The 13,611-nt window shown below is 66.0% G+C and carries 11 protein-coding genes; 7 read left to right on the top strand and 4 right to left on the bottom strand.

From position 1 onward, the window contains the following. The first annotated feature begins 53 nt into the window (after nucleotides 1-53). Nucleotides 54-314, top strand: coding sequence for a hypothetical protein (locus CXR02_RS07460; protein WP_104061388.1), 261 nt, complete (start codon nucleotides 54-56; stop codon nucleotides 312-314). Between the two features lie 61 nt (nucleotides 315-375). On the opposite strand, the gene CXR02_RS07455 is transcribed toward CXR02_RS07460, so the two are convergent. The 3 genes from CXR02_RS07455 to CXR02_RS07445 all read right to left on the bottom strand — a co-directional run bounded on the left by CXR02_RS07455 (nucleotide 376) and on the right by CXR02_RS07445 (nucleotide 5,773). Beyond that, the gene (locus tag CXR02_RS07455) at nucleotides 376-2,229 is read right to left on the bottom strand and encodes a gamma-glutamyltransferase family protein (protein ID WP_104061387.1); all 1,854 of its coding nucleotides are present in this window, start codon (nucleotides 2,227-2,229) and stop codon (nucleotides 376-378) included. A 103-nt stretch (nucleotides 2,230-2,332) separates the two neighbouring features. Continuing rightward, nucleotides 2,333-3,589 carry an MFS transporter gene (locus CXR02_RS07450; protein ID WP_104061386.1) on the bottom strand — a complete coding sequence of 419 codons (1,257 nt, stop codon included), beginning with the start codon at nucleotides 3,587-3,589 and terminating at the stop codon, nucleotides 2,333-2,335. Between the two features lie 24 nt (nucleotides 3,590-3,613). After that, nucleotides 3,614-5,773, bottom strand: coding sequence for an elongation factor G-like protein EF-G2 (locus tag CXR02_RS07445; protein WP_104061385.1), 2,160 nt, complete (start codon nucleotides 5,771-5,773; stop codon nucleotides 3,614-3,616). A 162-nt stretch (nucleotides 5,774-5,935) separates the two neighbouring features. Here CXR02_RS07445 and CXR02_RS07440 point away from each other — a divergent pair, with 162 nt between their 5' ends. Both CXR02_RS07440 and CXR02_RS07435 read left to right on the top strand, forming a co-directional pair. Further along, entirely contained in the window at nucleotides 5,936-6,514 is a 579-nt protein-coding gene (locus CXR02_RS07440) for a hypothetical protein (RefSeq protein ID WP_104061384.1), read from the top strand. Between the two features lie 151 nt (nucleotides 6,515-6,665). Continuing rightward, a complete protein-coding gene (locus tag CXR02_RS07435) occupies nucleotides 6,666-8,186 on the top strand; it encodes an HNH endonuclease signature motif containing protein (RefSeq protein ID WP_104061383.1) in 1,521 nt (506 codons plus the stop codon). 22 nt (nucleotides 8,187-8,208) lie between these two features. Here CXR02_RS07435 and CXR02_RS07430 read toward each other — a convergent pair whose 3' ends face one another. Beyond that, complete coding sequence (locus CXR02_RS07430) at nucleotides 8,209-9,144, bottom strand: 5'-3' exonuclease (protein ID WP_181037160.1); 936 nt, start codon at nucleotides 9,142-9,144, stop codon at nucleotides 8,209-8,211. Between the two features lie 353 nt (nucleotides 9,145-9,497). On the opposite strand from CXR02_RS07430, the gene CXR02_RS07420 reads away from it, so the two are divergent. The 4 genes from CXR02_RS07420 to rsgA all read left to right on the top strand — a co-directional run bounded on the left by CXR02_RS07420 (nucleotide 9,498) and on the right by rsgA (nucleotide 13,305). Continuing rightward, nucleotides 9,498-10,313, top strand: coding sequence for an alpha/beta fold hydrolase (locus CXR02_RS07420; RefSeq protein ID WP_104061380.1), 816 nt, complete (start codon nucleotides 9,498-9,500; stop codon nucleotides 10,311-10,313). A gap of 62 nt (nucleotides 10,314-10,375) precedes the next feature. Then, on the top strand, nucleotides 10,376-10,960 hold the full coding sequence (locus tag CXR02_RS07415) for a histidine phosphatase family protein (protein WP_104061379.1): 585 nt from the start codon (nucleotides 10,376-10,378) through the stop codon (nucleotides 10,958-10,960). Between the two features lie 136 nt (nucleotides 10,961-11,096). Continuing rightward, nucleotides 11,097-11,825 (top strand): dihydrofolate reductase family protein, encoded by a 729-nt coding sequence (locus CXR02_RS07410; RefSeq protein ID WP_258060862.1) that lies wholly within the window; start codon nucleotides 11,097-11,099, stop codon nucleotides 11,823-11,825. A 289-nt stretch (nucleotides 11,826-12,114) separates the two neighbouring features. Beyond that, complete coding sequence (gene rsgA, locus CXR02_RS07405) at nucleotides 12,115-13,305, top strand: ribosome small subunit-dependent GTPase A (protein ID WP_181037159.1); 1,191 nt, start codon at nucleotides 12,115-12,117, stop codon at nucleotides 13,303-13,305. The last annotated feature ends 306 nt before the right edge of the window (nucleotides 13,306-13,611 follow it).

Here is a 13,611-nt window from a genome sequence, read left to right as displayed (position 1 = left end):
TGCGGTGGGATGGGTCAGACTGGAGGTCGTCGACCACGAAAGCAGGACTTCCCTTGATCAACCTCCAGCAGGACTCCGAAGGCTTCATCCGCATGAAGAGGCACTTTCCCGCCACTGCCACCGTGACCGTCACGTTCAGCGACGGCTCCCAGGAGGCATTCTCCGGCCGCCGGCTCAACGAGCTCTACGACGACGCTCTCGCGGTGTTCCGCGCCCAGAACCAGCTTGATGCCAAGGGTTTTTCCCGTGGTCCGCAGAAAAAGGTGCAGACCACTATCGAGTTTGTCCCCGTCCGGCCCGGGATGGGGCAGTAACCCGGGCCACCGCGAACCCGGGCAGCCCCAAGAGGCTCCCGGCTCACCGCGCCAGGTAGGCTCACCGCGCCGGTTTGACCACCATCGCCGAACCGCCACCGCGCCGCAGGGGCTCGGCAACCGCGGTCATGCTCTTGCCGGGCCCAAACTCGATGGCTGTCGCGGCGCCGATCTCCGCAGCCGACGTGAAAGCGTCCCCTGCGGGCACCAACTTGTGACCGTATGGTGCCAGAGCGTCTCCATAGGCCTTGATGAAGTCCGGCTCTGCCGTGACGTTGGCGGTGTTGCGCTGGGACGCCCGCGGGGCCGCGAGCGAGTCCAGGATGCTCATACCCAGGTCCACCCTGTTGAGGATGGTCTGCAGCACCGTGGTGATAATGGTCGATCCGCCGGGCGAACCGAGCGCCAGGAACGGCTTCTCGTCCTTAAGGATGATGGTGGGCGACATCGAGGACCGTGGGCGCTTGCCCGGCTCGATCCGGTTCGGGTCCTCCGGATTGGTCGACGTATAAGAGAAGTCGGTGAGCTCGTTGTTGAGCAGGAACCCGCGGCCGGGAACCACGATGCCGGAACCGCCGGTCTGCTCGATGGTGAGGGTGTACTCCACGACGTTCCCCCACTTGTCAGCGACCGTGAGGTTGGTGGTTGAGATGTTTTCGGTGTCCTTCTCGTCTGCGGCCGCTGCAGGCGAAACCGTGCACGCACCGTCGTACGATGCCACGTCCCCGGCAGGTACAGGCTTGATTGCCGCCGTCCCGGGGTCAATGGCGCACGCCCGCTCCTTGCCAAACACCGGGTCAGTGAGGGCTTCGGTGGGGACATCGGCAAATGCCGGGTCCCCGAGGTACTTGCCGCGGTCAGCGAAGGCGAGCGCGCTGGCTTCGAGGTAGTGGTGCAACGCAGCTGGTTTTGCCGTGGGCGACAAGTCAAACGGTTCCAGGATGTTCAGCGCTTCGCCCACGGTGGTCCCGCCACTGCTGGAGGGCGCCATGCCGTACACGTCATAACCGCGGTACTCCACATGTGTGGGTTCCTGGTCCAGCGTCCGGTATGCGGCGAGATCCGCCGTCGTCAGGTAGCCCGGAAGGGCTGGAATGCTGGTGGGCGGGACAGTCACAGGAGGCACCCAGGCGGGGTCTTTCGGCGGGTCCTTGACAGTTGCCGCGATCTCCGTCGCGAGCTGTCCGCCGTAGAAGGCATCCGTTCCTTCCTTCGCGAGGAGCCGGTACGTCTTGGCGAGGTCCTTGCTGTGGAAAATACTGCCGACGGCGGGAGCGTCACCGCCGGGCAGGAAGAGACTCGCCGTGGCGGGGAAGGCCGAGAACCGGACTTTGTTGTCGAGTGTCTGCTGGCGGAAGGTCTCGTCCACCACGAAGCCGCGGTTGGCCACCTTGATGGCAGGTTCGAGGGCCTCGTCAAGGTCCAGCGTCCCCCAACGCTCCAGCGCCCGTTCCCATGTGGCCGGCGTTCCGGGGACGCCCACAGAGACGCCGCTCGAGACAAGCTCTGCGAACGTGTATACGACGCCGGTGGCCGGATTCACGAACGCAGTGGTCGGCATCGTTGCCGGAGCCGTTTCCCGGCCATCGATGGTTCCCACTTTGCCGGACTTCCCGTCGTAGAACACGAAGTATCCGCCTCCGCCGACGCCGGCGCTGTACGGCTCGGTCACACCCAGGGTCGCGGCCGCGGCGACGGCGGCATCCGCCGCATTGCCGCCGTCGCGCAGGACCTCGATAGCCGCAGCGGACGCCTCTGGGTCAACGGTGCTCACCGCCCCGCCGTACCCGGTCGCCATCGCCTCCTTCTTGATTTCCCGGGGATCAGCAAACGCGGGACTGGTCACCGCCCCACCCGTCACGCTCAAGGCCAGAACAGCCGTTACAGCAGCCAATTGACGTCGCACACTAGGCATGATCTCTCCCAAGTCGGGGTGTTGCGCAGGGTGGGTTTGCGCCACGATACTCCGCCCTGTTGGGACTCTCAAGGCTCAACTTTTTTGTGCCGAGGCCATGGCTTCAGGCCGGTGCGCCGGCTTCGGTGGTTGCTGTGTCGGCCGGCGAGCGCCGCCGCCGGCTCGCCAGCAGGAACGGCACGGCGAACAGCTCGATCACACCGCTGATGGCCAGCGACAACGGATAGCCGTATACGTCTGCGGCCCGGCCCATCAGCGGCTGCACCACAATTCCACCGCTGGATCCCATGAGTGAATCGAAGCTGAGCACCGTTGCCCGCTGCTTTGAAGCAATCATGTCGTTCAAATAGGCCTGCCGCACCGGAGTGCCCGCCGCGGAGACGAGGGCCCAGAGCACCATCAGCACCAATGCCACCCAAAACACGCGCGTGAAACCCAGCGCCACCAGAATCAGCGCGCCCACGCTGCTGCTCACCACCAGCACCGTGGTGCGTCTGCGGACCCGGCGCCGGACAGTTGGTGCCAACCAGCCGCCCAGGATCTGCGCTCCCGCCATAACGGCCGCCGCGAGTCCGGCGACGGAGTAAGCCCGCGGGTCCCCGAAGAGCTCCAGCAGGTACGGTTGCAGCGCGTAGAACACATAGAACCCGATGCCGGCACTGAACGGGGCGGAAAGCATTACGTACCGTACGGGCGGGTTCTTGAGGCCACTCTCAATGGAGGCCGTCAGCACTGCCCGGGTCGCTTTGAGCGGATGCGGGGAGCGTTCCGGAGTGAATCCAACATCGCGCATCAGCAAGAAGGCCACACTGAACATCGCCACGAGCACTCCGACGCGCACCAGGAACGGCACGCCCAGGTCAGTAACCTGGGCGATCACGCCGCCGGCCGCCGAGCCCACCAGCATCGCGAAGCCCGACACCATCTGTCCCCGTCCGAAGACGGTCTCCAGGTCCCCGTAATAACCCGAAAAATGCAGCGCATCGACGAGCCACGCCTCCACTGCCCCGGAGAAGAACGTGAAGCCCAGGCCCAACAGGACCGACACCACCGCCCAGGACCAGAACGGCGCGGATATCTGCCAGAGCAGGTAGTACAGGTAGGTGGAGACTGCCAGGGTGACGGTGCCGAGCAGGAATGAAACGCGGCGCCCCCAACTGTCTGCGATGACGCCGGTGGGTACTTCGAACAGGACCATGCCAGCTGTGAAGAAGGCGTTGGCCGCGAATGCTTCAAGGTTGCTCAGCCCGGCGTCCAACAGGAAGAGCGTATTGATTCCCCAGATGAAGGAGGCCGCAAGGGTATTGCCCAGCGTCAGGGTGAGGTAGATGCGTTGGATCCTCCGCGCGGCAGCGTTCATGACGATCCGTTCATGACTTGGCGTTCATGAACCGCTGGGCACCGGGTCATGCCGGAGGTACCGGCGCCGGAACCGGCCGGTCCCGGCAGTCAGCGCCCGCAGCTCCACGGCGTACTTCAGCAGCTCCTGGTCAGGGACTTCAGCGCTGATTTCGGTAAGTTCACTACCGGACGTGGCCGTGCCGGTTAGCCTGCCGCGGCGTGCTGAAAGGTCACTCATCACGGCCCCCACGTGCGCCTCGGACACGGTGATGCTGACCGCAGAAACCGGCTCGAGCAGCTGGATACGACCGGCCGCGGCAGCCTCCCGGAGCGCCAGCGCCCCCGCCGCCTGGAAGGCGGCGTCGGAAGAGTCAACGCTGTGGGCCTTGCCGCCCACCAGCGTGACGCGGAGGTCCACCACGGGGAACCCGGCAGCCAGCCCTTTCTGCATCTGCGCACGCACCCCTTTCTCCACGGAGGAGATGAACGTTCCGGGGATCACCCCGCCCACCGTTTTGTCGACGAATTCGAACCCGCCGCCACGGTCCAGCGGCTCCACGTCGATGTCGCAGACGGCATACTGCCCGTGGCCGCCGGACTGTTTGACGTGCCGGCCGTGGCCCGCTGCCGGGGCGGCGAACGTCTCCCGCAGCGGCGTCACCACGTCAATGGTGTGCAGCTTCACGCCCTGGTCGCGCAGCCTGTCCAGCACCACCTCGGCATGGGCCTCCCCCATGCACCAGAGGATCAGCTGGTGTGTTTCCGCGTTCCGCTCAACCCGCAGCGTGGGATCGCCGGCGGCCACCTTCGCCAGGCTCCGGGCCAGCGCGTCCTCGTCACTGCGCGAGTCCGCCTCGACGGCCACCGGCATCAGCGGCTCCGGCATCTCCCAGGTAGCCAGCAGGAGTGGCTGGTCCTTCGCCGAAATGGTGTCCCCCGTTTCGGCGCTTCCGAGTTTCGCCACCGCGCAGATGTCACCGGCCACGCAGTGCGCGACAGGCCGCAGGTTGGGGCCCAGCGGAGAATACAGGTGCGTGACGCGCTCGTCGGTGTCATGGTCCTGATGGCCGCGGTCCGCGAGCCCGTGCCCGCCGACGTGCACGGGAGTATCAGCACGCAAAGTACCTGAAAATACACGCGTCAGGCAGACCCTCCCCAGGAACGGATCAATGGTGGTGCGGACCACCTCAGCCGCCAGCGGCCCGTCAGGGTCACAGGCCAAGGCCGCCGCTGGAGCGCCCGCCAGGTCAGTCACCTCCGGGAGGCCGCCCTCCACCGGCGACGGGAAGCCCCGGGTCAGGACTTCCAGCAGTTCCGCCGTGCCGAGGCCGGTGACAGCCGAGGCCGGCACCACCGGGAAAAAGGAACCGCGGGCGACGGCGGTTTCCAGGTCCGCGATGAGGACATCGGTATCGATGTCCTCACCACCCAGATAGCGGTCCATCAGGGTCTCGTCCTCGCTCTCGGCGATGATCCCTTCGATGAGCCGGCCCCGGGCGGCTTCCGACGCCGCGCGCTCGCCGGCGTCAACGTCCCGGGAACCGGCGGCCGGCTCCCCGGCGGAATAGTCAGAGACTGTGCCCGTCAGCAGTCCCAGCAACCCGGTGGTTTCGCCGGCGGACCTGACCGGGACGTACAACGGCAGCACCGCGTCGCCGAACGCCTGCTGGCAGGCGGCCAGGACGCCGTCGTAATCTGCCCGAGGGTGGTCAAGGCGGGAGATGACCACAGCCCGCGGCATCCCGAGGCCTTCGCATTCGCCCCAGAGCGCCGTAGTGGTGGCGTCGATGCCGTCAACGGCGGAGACAACAAAGAGGGCGGCGTCCGCAGCCCGGAGCCCCGCCCGAAGTTCGCCGATAAAGTCCGGATATCCCGGAGTATCCAGCAGGTTCACCTTGGTCCCGTCAACGAGCAGCGGAACCAGGGACAGCGTGACCGACCGTTGCTGCCGCACTGCCGAAGGGTCAGAGTCGCTGACGGTGGTGCCCTCCGCGATGGAGCCTTTGCGCGAAATCATGCCGTGGGCGGCCAGCAGTGCTTCGATCAGCAGGGTCTTCCCGGCTCCCGAATGCCCCACGAGCGCCACGTTGCGCACCTGTTCCGGATCTGTGGCCGCGATGCCGTGCGGAGCATCGGCCCGGCGCACCTCCGGCCCTCCCCGCCCCGGTGTCCGCGCTGCGTCCTTTGCGGCTTTCACTGACATGGGAACCTCCTGGCGTCTTTGCCATGCACCGGGCCGAATCGTGTTTCTCTGATTCGACACCCTGGCGCGCGCAAGGGCAAGAGCACGCGCCGGGACGACGTGGCCGCGGCGGAGGATAATGGCAGCCACAGCCCAAAGTCTGTGCCACTGCGAGGGGGTCCCATGCAGCCGGTTCCGCGCATCACAGTAGAGGTTCCCGTCCTCACAGTGGGATCAGGTTCCTCTGACTACGAGGCCTTGGGCAGCTATGTCAACGCCCTGCGCAGGCCGCCGGGGCTCCACCTGACGCTGCTGCATATCGGCATCCTGGCGGATTTTGCGCAGGACGTCGCGGACTGGACCAAGGGGATCACCCCGGCCGGTGAAGCCGCCCGGCGCACGACGGGGTGGTTGCAGGGCCTGCCCGTTCTCGACGGGTTTGCGGGCACCTCGGAACAACTAATCGTGCTGGGCGGCGGCGGCATCTCCGGGCTCGAAGTGGATGTGCCCGATCGCGTACACGACTACCAGGTGTCCCTGGTGCAGGGCCTGCACGTTCTCTTGGACGGGCTCCTCGTGGACAATGTGGACGACTTCATCCTCAGCTCACCGGCACTGGGCTACCGGTACCCGCACTGGGTGCCCCATGTCGCCGTCGGCCGTCCCCTGTCGCGGGATCACCGGCCGCGGACGATTGCCCCGCTGGACGTCGTTTTTGGCCCATCGCGGATCAGGAACGCCCGGTTCCTCACGGCTGACTGAGCTGCCATTGCGTCAGAGCGCGGCACCGTTCCAGGCCCGCACGCTGCGCGAACGGACACTTGAGGCCCCACGCGAAAAACTTTCCCAAAGTATTTCTCGTCACTGGCTAGAGGGGACCTTAAATGTCAGTGGCTCGCAAGATGATGTGAGTATGAAGGGGACAACCGCAGTGGAGGCGTTGGAGGCCATCAAGGCCTCTGTCGCTGCGCTTGCTGCGGTGATTCCTGGCGCGGGCCCTACCGGTCAAGAGGATCCGGATCCGCTGCGGCAGCAGTCTGACCGCTGGCTGGACACCCTCGCAGAGTCTGCCCGGCTGCAGGCTGCAACGGCTGCCCTGGTGGTCCACGCCGCAGCCGGGTTTGCCAACACGACCCGGACGATGGCCTCCCCGAACGCGCTTCCGCAGGGCCGCATCGCTCAGGAGATGGCGGTAGTCGCTGAGGTCGCGTGCGTCCTGGCGGTCAGCGAGCGGACGGCCGGTGCGCTCCTGTCCGAGGCCCACGAACTGACCACCACCCTGCCGCTGACGCTGGCCGCCCTGCAAGGCGGGAACATTTCGTGGCAGCATGCCCGGGCCATGGTCGACGAAACCGCCAGCCTGAACCCGGCTGGCGCCGCCGCCCTGGAAGCCCACTTTCTGGACCCCGACGCACCGAACCCTGCACAGGGCTGCCCCCCGGGGGAACTCGTGCCGTCCAGGTTCCGGCACAAAGCCCGGACCTGGCGCGAACGCCACCACCCGGACAGCATCGAAAAACGCCACACCAAAAGCGCCCTGGACCGCCGGCTGGAGTTCGCCCCGGACCGGGACGGCATGGCCTGGCTGAGCGCGTACCTCCCCGCGGACCAGGCGGCCGGGATCTGGGACCGCACCACCACGGCGGCCCGCGCCCTCCAAGGACCCCATGAGGACCGGAACCTGAGCCAAATCCGCGCCGACGTGGCCGCCGGGTGGCTCCTTGGCGGCACTGCGGAGCACGTGCCGTCACCGTCGGCGCAGGTTCTGGTGACTGTGCCGGTGTTCGCCCTGATGGGCCTCACCGACGAACCCGCCATGCTCGACGGATATGGGCCCATCCCGACGTCGATGGCCAGCCGGCTGATGGCCGAAAGTTCCTCGTCGTTCCACCGTGTCTTGACTGATCCTCGCGACGGGGCGCCGCTGGAGATCGGACGGACCAGCTACCGCATCCCCGTCAGCATGCGGCAATGGCTCCGTCTGCGGGACGGGAAATGCCCGTTCCCCGGCTGCAGCAACCAGTCTCTGGACAATGAGGCCGACCACCTCCTCGCCTGGGCCGACGGCGGCACCACCGGCATCAGCAACCTGGGCCAGCCATGCCGCAGGCACCACAGGCTGAAACACGCCACAGCTTGGACACCCACTTGGGCCAGCGCCGGCAAGCCACCCGGCTGGATTTCACCGACCGGCCGTCAGTACGCCAGCGAACAGCAGGACTGGGAACCACCCCATTGGCCACCCGAAATCCTGAACCAACGATGGCACCGGGAAGTTGGTCCTGCCCTGCCCGAAGAGATCCGGCCCGAAGACATCTTGCCCGGCGAAGCGCCTAAGGACCTGCGCCCGGTAGATCCCTTCCTGGAGTGGAGCTGGCAACAGGCACCGGTCGACGAGCCATGGCCGGAGTGGAGCATCCCCCAAACGGTCTAGCTGGCCTATGCAGCAATCACCGCTACTGCCGGTCAAGCGCGTCGAGCAGCCGTTTGACCGAGCCTCCAAGGTTCCATTCGACGGCGAGACGCTCCAGCTCGGCGCGCGATTCGCCGTCGACGGGGTGCAGCTGTGCTCCCGCTTCCTCGAGGGTGGGAAGCGGGAGGTCGCGCACGATTTTCACAACCGTTGGCGCGACCGTGAGGTAGTCGGCGGCCGCGGCCAGCTTTGACCGAACCGAGGCGGATACCCCGCCTCCCCCGTCGGCGGCTGCAGCGAGCAAGTTCTCCAGCGTGCCGTACTCGCCAAGGAGCGAAGCAGCGGTCTTCTCGCCGATGCCGGCAACGCCTGGCAGCCCGTCGGAGGCGTCGCCGCGAAGGGTCGCGTAATCGGCATACTGTTCGGGCAGCACGCGGTACTTCCCGACGACGACGGCGTCCGTCACGACTTCGAGGTTCCTCATGCCCCTCGCGGTGTAGATCACCCGGACCTGACGGTCATCGTTGACGGTCTGGAAAAGATCACGGTCGCCGGTGACCACATCCACGGGGAGGTCTGCGTGGCTGGCATAAGTACCGACGACGTCGTCGGCCTCGTGTTCCGCGACTCCCACGATGGCGATGCCGGCGAGTTCGAGCACGCGGCGAATCATCGGAAGCTGCGCCTCGAGCGCGTCCGGGACGACCTCGACGTCGGGGGCGTTCGACACAAGTTCGGCAACCCGGTGCGACTTGTAGGTCGGGATGAGGTCCACACGCCACTGCGGACGCCAGTCGTCGTCCCAGCAGGCAATCAGATGCGTTGCCCCGTAATCCGTGGTGAGGCGGGCGATCATGTCCAGGAGGCCGCGAACCGCGTTCACAGGCGTTCCGTCAGCACGGCGGATCGTGTCCGGCAAACCATAAAAGGCGCGAAAGTACAGTGACGCAGTATCAAGCAGCATCAGGCGGTGTGGCATACCTGATCCTGACACGGAAGCAGCTGCCGGGCTACGAGCATTTACCGGCGACAGAACGCTCCCATGGGGTTACGATGCCTCTATCGGTTCAAGCAGCGGGCCAACCTTCTGTGTTTGTGAGGTTTCCTCGTGGCCGAAGATGAACCCGTAAAGACTGCGCCCCGAGTGCCCTTGAAGCAGGCTTCGGACCCGCACCCGCCGCCGCGTCATCACGACGACGAACGGAACGGCCCCGCCGCAGCGGCTGACCGGGATGCTGCTCCCAACCCCTATGGCTTCGACCGAGAGCACTGGCCGGGCCCGTGAGCCCGGGTGGTGTCCTGCGATGAGCGCGCGAACTCCAGGCTGACGACATGCCCCACGTGAGCGTCAACGGTGTTGATCTCTACTACGAAGAGAGCGGCCAAGGGACACCAATACTGGGCGTGCACGGAACACCCAGTTCGGCTGTCATGTGGGCGGACGCCGCAACCGAACTCGCCCGGCATGGCCGCTGCATCATCTACGACCGCAGGGGTTTCCACCGCAGTGCCCCGCCGCGGCCGTTCGCGACCTTGGACCTGGTGGATCATGTCGACGACGCAGCCGCAGTCCTGGCGGCGCTCCGTGCCGGGCCGGCAATCGTGATCGGCCGCAGCACAGGCGGCCTGATCGCCATCGAACTTGCCCGCCGTTTCCCGGACAAAGTCAAAGCGCTGGTCCTATTGGAACCGGCGTTGTTCACCATCGCTCCGGATGCAGACGCCTGGGCCCGCGGCCTGCGCCGCCGTGTGCTTGAGCACACGGACGCTCAGCCCGGGCTTGCCGCCGAGATTGTGATCCGGGAAGCCCTGGGGGATGCGACGTGGGAGTCGCTTCCCGCAGGGCTCAAACACATGTTTGCCGACACGAGCCACGCTGTCCTGGCCGAAATCAACGGCCACGGCCTGGATCTCAGCGACGATGCTCTGGAACTGAACGAGGAGCAACTCGCAGGGATCCGCCGGACCACCCTGATTGTCTCCGCCGAGGACTCCCCCGAGGCCTGCCGGTCCGTGAACGCCAGGTTGTCGGGTGCACTGCCCTTCACCCATACGGTGCTGGTCCCGGGCGGGCACCTTATTAATCCTGCCCATCCGGCTGTCCTGGACTTCATCGACCGGAACGCCGGACCGGACCCTTGGGCCTAGACAGGTTGCCTTGATCCCGGCGGCTGCCCGGACCGTCCCCGCCGTCAGGGAGAATAGACAGCATGACCCTTACGACCTTCGCCCTGATCCGCCATGGCCAGACAGACTGGAATGCGCAGCGTCGGCTCCAGGGAGCCACCGATATTCCGCTGAACGACGTCGGCCGTGGGCAGGCGCGCGACGCCGTCGACGTCCTGTCAGACTACGAGTGGGATGCGATCGTGTCCTCGCCGCTTAGCCGTGCCGCGGAAACCGCCAGCGTGATTGCGGACGGGCTGGGGCTGAGCGTTACGCGGCACATTCCGGCGCTGGCCGAACGCAGCTTCGGACCGGCAGAGGGGTTGCAGGCCGGCCCCGAGCTGGAGGCCCTGCGCATACCCGGTGGTTACCGCGGCGCCGAAAGCGAGGAAGACGCGGCCGCGCGCGGGTTGGGTGCACTGGAAGCGCTCGCCGAAGAATTCCCCGCCCGCCGCGTCCTTGTGGTCGCCCACGGCACACTCCTCCGGGTGAGCCTTAACCGCGCCATCGGCCGCACATTGCACAGGATCGACAACGCGGTGCTGAACCTGGCCCACTACCATGCCACCGAGGGTTGGCACCTCGAATACTTCAACGGCGAGCGCGTAGTGGCTGCAGCCCAGGGCTGATAAACCTAGGCGTCCGCCGTAACCTCGAACGTTTGGATGGTCCTGCGCTCCAGCCGCGGAATGAGCTGTGCAGCCCCGATCCGCTCGATGTGTTCATATTCGCGGTGGGCGGCAAAACCCAAGGCATCCGTGTAGCGTGCTCCAGGATCACGATCTGTACGTCTCTGACACATCGGCATTCCTCGCTCAGGAGAGTATGGGCTGCTCCACTCAATTGTTTGCCGCACGGACCCATCCGCCGGCACCACAAGGGCGTAAGCCGGAGTTTCCGGGCGGCGCCGCGGTGGTCTTGACCGTAGCATCGGTGCTGGATAGCGTCGCGACTATGGGCACCATCTTTGGCGGCATGGCGGTCAGCCTCGATGGCTACATCCGTTCAGAGAGCGGGGACCTGTCATGGCTGAACGATGCCATGGCCAAGAATGAGGATTACGGATTCGAGGCAACTGAGCGCAGAACCGGGGCCTATGTCATGGGTGCCAATACCTACCGGGAAATGGCGGCAATGGGCAGCCGGGGCTCCGCGGTTCCCACGTATGTCCTCTCCCACGATGAAACTCTGGCCACGGGACGGAACACGCACCTGTACTCCGGAGATTTGCGCGATCTTGTCGTCCGGATAAAGTCCGCCATCCCTGCGGAGAAGGACATTTGCGTGTTCGGCGGCGGTCAGCTCATCACTGAATTCATCGAGTTGGGTCTGCTGGACGAACTGGGCGTCGCCGTCGTGCCGGTCATCCTCGGCGGCGGAGTGCCCTTCTTCGGCAGGATGAGCGAATGGAAAAAGCTTGCGCTCCGGGAGTGCCGCTCCTTTCCGTCCGGCATCGTGCTGCTGAACTACCAACTGACCGGCCCCACCGGCTAACGGGAACCGGCGCGGCCGGACCAAGCGGAAGCTGCCCTATTCAACTCAACCCCGGCCAGCTACACTCAGAGCCGAGAGTCCGTGACAGCATCCGGACATCTGGAGAGAAACGGAGGTGGTTTTGATGATTGCTACAGCCCCGCGCCCAGTGCGCCCCGCACGCATCAAACCAAGCATCACCGTCTCCAGCATCCGCACGGCGTAAGCGCCCAACACACCAACCGACAGGCCTAACGGCCGCAGGGCTGCGCTGATTCCGGAGTCTGGAGACCTCTCCCGAGGACTCACCTTGAACAATTCCTCAGGCACCAGCCTGGACAGCTACTCCCCATCAACCTCCGACTCGATCCCTGGGCCCGAAGGGCCCACGACGTATGGCTACTCCCCCGCCGTCGCCGGCTATTTTGACGCCCACCAAACCCAACACCGGACCCGCCACCCAGCGAACCAACACAGCGAGCGCGGACGGGTGGTGCGCCTGGACCGCAACCTCGTGCTCACAGCCGTTGGCGGCGAACTTCTCCACCTGCCGTACCCGCTCGACGCCGGCGTTCCGGTCACCGGCGACTGGGTCTGGATCGGGCCCAACCGCGCGGGCGGCCGCCAGATCACCGAGATCCTCCCGCGCCGGTCTGAGCTCAGCCGGAAGCGCGCCTTTGAAGATTCCTCGGAGGCGCAGGTACTGGCCGCCAACATGGATGTGGTGGGTGTAGTGGTCCCGGTGGACCGGCCGCTCACGCACAACCGCCTCGAACGCACACTCGTGGCAGCCTGGGATTCCGGGGCGGTTCCGCTGGTGATCATCACCAAAGCCGACCTTGCGGACATAGCGGACGACGTCGTCGGGAAGGTCATCCTGCAGGCGGCGGGCGTCGACGTGGTCACCACGTCAGCCGAGAACGGCGACGGGATCGATGCGCTGCTGGCACACTTGCCGCCGCACGGCACGCTGGTCCTCCTCGGCCCCTCGGGCGCCGGCAAGTCCACGCTCATCAACGCCTTGGCGGGCCGCGAGGTCCAGCACACCGGCGAGGTCCGCTCCGGCGACTTCAAAGGCAAGCACACCACCACGTCGCGCGAACTCGTGCCGTTGCCGAACGGAGCCGTCCTCATGGACACTCCGGGCGTCCGGGGATTCGGCCTGTTCGACGCCGATGACGGCATGGTGGAGATGTTCGGGGACGTGGAGGAACTGGCAAGCCGCTGCCGGTTCGCTGATTGCGCCCACCAGCAGGAGCCCGGCTGCGCCGTGCAGGCGGCTTTGGCGGACGGGACACTCGATGAGCGCCGCTGGCTGAGCTACGGCAAACTTCAGCGCGAACTCGCCGCCCTGGCCCGCCGCACCGATGCCGCCGCCCGCCGGGCCTACCAGCGCGAGTGGCACCAGAAGGTGGTGGTGGCAGGGAAATCGCAACGTTCGGCTGAACGTGACAGCTCCGAGCGGCGGGAGGAGCAACGGTCCAAACGTAAGCGGCGCTGAGCCGACGGTTCAGAGCCACAGATCCTGGTCATAGCCATAGAGACGGTGCCTGGCCTTTGGCTGGGCCTTGGGCTTGTCGGACAATTGTGATCTTCCTCGTGTCCCGCGGCGGTGCCTGGTTCGTCTTCCACTTTTTCGCTCCAAGGTGAAGGCAGGATTTCGTTTTTCTGGGCCACTTAGTGCGCTCCGAACGCTGGTGATTTTGATCCGGCCGCCTGAACCATTGGGCCCCACCCTAAATGGCAATGGGTGCACCAACATGCCGGTTTGGGTCAAGATTGCGGCAATACTGCTTCGGATCCGGCC

Source organism: Arthrobacter sp. 4R501, assembly GCF_002929755.1.
Taxonomy (GTDB): domain Bacteria; phylum Actinomycetota; class Actinomycetes; order Actinomycetales; family Micrococcaceae; genus Arthrobacter.
Note: the sequence above shows the minus strand (reverse complement) of the source record. Positions and strands in the feature narration are given on the sequence as shown.

Coding starts and splice junctions, on each gene's coding strand:
- CXR02_RS07430 (WP_181037160.1), bottom strand. CDS start 9,144: ATGCCACACCGCCTGATGCTGCTTGATACTGCGTCACTGTACTTTCGC.
- CXR02_RS07455 (WP_104061387.1), bottom strand. CDS start 2,229: ATGCCTAGTGTGCGACGTCAATTGGCTGCTGTAACGGCTGTTCTGGCC.
- CXR02_RS07420 (WP_104061380.1), top strand. CDS start 9,498: ATGCCCCACGTGAGCGTCAACGGTGTTGATCTCTACTACGAAGAGAGC.
- CXR02_RS07435 (WP_104061383.1), top strand. CDS start 6,666: ATGAAGGGGACAACCGCAGTGGAGGCGTTGGAGGCCATCAAGGCCTCT.
- CXR02_RS07450 (WP_104061386.1), bottom strand. CDS start 3,589: ATGAACGCTGCCGCGCGGAGGATCCAACGCATCTACCTCACCCTGACG.
- CXR02_RS07440 (WP_104061384.1), top strand. CDS start 5,936: ATGCAGCCGGTTCCGCGCATCACAGTAGAGGTTCCCGTCCTCACAGTG.
- CXR02_RS07445 (WP_104061385.1), bottom strand. CDS start 5,773: ATGTCAGTGAAAGCCGCAAAGGACGCAGCGCGGACACCGGGGCGGGGA.
- CXR02_RS07415 (WP_104061379.1), top strand. CDS start 10,376: ATGACCCTTACGACCTTCGCCCTGATCCGCCATGGCCAGACAGACTGG.